3 protein-coding genes and 1 pseudogene are annotated in these 2,006 nt (G+C 56.3%); all 4 read left to right on the forward strand.

Annotated elements, in window-relative coordinates:
* A partial coding sequence (locus C448_RS12650) for an ArsA family ATPase (RefSeq protein WP_004055379.1) occupies nt 1-703 on the forward strand: 703 nt, incomplete at its 5' end.
* A complete protein-coding gene (hcsL, locus tag C448_RS12655) occupies nt 700-1,068 on the forward strand; it encodes a halo-CC-star protein HcsL (protein ID WP_004055380.1) in 369 nt (122 codons plus the stop codon). The genes C448_RS12650 and hcsL, both read left to right, overlap by 4 nt.
* Nucleotides 1,065-1,250, forward strand: coding sequence for a halo-CC-star protein HcsS (gene hcsS / locus C448_RS12660; RefSeq protein WP_004055381.1), 186 nt, complete (start codon nt 1,065-1,067; stop codon nt 1,248-1,250). The genes hcsL and hcsS overlap by 4 nt, the downstream gene beginning before the upstream one ends.
* A 419-nt stretch (nt 1,251-1,669) precedes the next feature.
* Nucleotides 1,670-2,006, forward strand: a pseudogene (locus C448_RS12665) (ISH3 family transposase); the annotation flags it as partial.

A 2,006-nucleotide genomic window follows, 5' to 3' on the forward strand; every position in this document is an offset into this window, starting at 1 on the left:
CGACCAGGAGAAAGCCCTCGAAGAGTACCGCACGCAGGTACTCGATCACGTCCATGAGATGTACGAGAACAAGGAAGACACCCAGTTGGACGTCGAGGCCGCCATCTCCAACGTTGAGGAAGAACTAGAATCCCCGTGTGCCGAGGAGATGGCAGCCCTCGAAAAGTTCGTGAGCTACTTTCAGGAAGACGGCTACGACGTCGTCGTCTTTGACACTGCCCCGACTGGTCATACGCTCCGCTTGCTGGAACTACCCTCGGACTGGAAGGGATTCATGGACCTGGGGTCGCTGACGAAAGGAGCCGCTCCTTCGAAAGGGGATCAGTACGACGAAGTCATCGAGACGATGCAAGACCCGACGAAGAGTTCCTTTGCCTTCGTCATGTCCCCCGAATTCACCCCGATGATGGAGGCCTATCGCGCTGCTGAGGATCTCAAAGAGCAGGTCGGTATCGAGACGGCGTTCGTCGTTGCGAACTACCTGCTTCCCGAGGAGTACGGCGACAACGCCTTCTTCGCGAATCGACGGGCCCAACAGGAAAAATACCTCGGCGAAATCAAGGACCGCTTCGAGACGCCGATGATGCTTGCGCCGTTGCGTCGGGACGAGCCAGTCGGATCGGATGAACTGAGCGCGTTCGGTGAGGAGCTTACTGGACTCTCAGAACTCCCGAAGAAACACGAGGAGGTGACGATCTCATGAGCGAAGTCCAATCAGACGGGGCAGCTGTTGAAGCCGAACTCCGGACGTTCATCGAGACGCTCACCGACTCCGAGACCTATCAACAGTTCAGTGAGGCCAGCGAGCTACTCAAAAACGATCCGGAGGCGTCGGCGTTGCTTCAGGAGTTCGAGCAAAAACAGCAACGGATGCAAGATGGAGAGTTCGACCAGTCGGTGATGAGCGAACTCAAAGAGCTTCAGACCGAGATCGCCGACAACGAGACCATCCAACGCCAGCAAGCTGCCCAGGAGGAGTTCACCGAACTGTTACAGGAGACCAACGATATAATCAGCGATCGGATCGGGCAGGAATTCGCTCGGTCTACCGGAGGTGGCTGCTGTTGAGCACCACCGAGAGCGACGTTTTGGCTGCCGCCGAAAGCCTCGGTGAGGCACTTGCCGACACGCACGCCGAATCGACGGAACCCGAATTCGAACCGCTACTGGAACAGTGCAATGAAGCGATCAGTAACACGACCGGTGTCGAGTACAGCGAGGTCTGCGAGACCAGCAGCGACTGTTGCTGATCTCTGAATCCGGGTAGGTAGGGTTCGTCATCGTTTGAAAACGAAACTCATATCGACAGCCTATTTTCGCCGGGAGCTATGCACGACAAACCGACTTAGCCGCGTTCAGATGGTAGTCTGTGGCGAATCGGGACAGCCATTTCCGATGTGATCGATCGTTCGGCGATTTTCCTCTCTTCTCCGGTATTGCTCGTCTCGCATCGACGATGAAATCCGGAAGTTGAGAGTAGCGCTCTCAATGTATGGAGAGCTATTACCGGCACGGTTGCAGTCGCTTAGGCTCAGTACCTCACAAAGCGGGTTAGGTGAACGGGCTGCTTGGTCGGTTGATGCAGCCGGACCAAGCAGCCAATGAACTCACAGAAGAGCNCTCAGTACCTCACAAAGCGGGTTAGGTGAACGGGCTGCTTGGTCGGTTGATGCAGCCGGACCAAGCAGCCAATGAACTCACAGAAGAGCAGGTGCTTAACTTTCTCGTCAACACTCTCGATGAGGAGATCGATATCGAACTCGGCGAGAATGCCGATCTCGATTCTGAGGACATCTGGGACGTCCTCGTCGGCGCAACAGCCGACGAGGACTCAGTCAGTCATCTCTGCAGGATCTCAGAGGAATCGCCCCACGCCAACACGATCCTCCACCACCTTCGGACGAAGTTCGAACTCGAAGAGCTCGAACGAGTCGGCAAGACACTCATCCAGCAGGATATCCTCGAACTGCTTCCGGATCGGCCGGTGGAGGTCGTCGCCGACCTCC

This window comes from Halococcus morrhuae DSM 1307 (assembly GCF_000336695.1).
In the GTDB taxonomy this organism is placed as follows: Archaea; Halobacteriota; Halobacteria; order Halobacteriales; family Halococcaceae; genus Halococcus; species Halococcus morrhuae.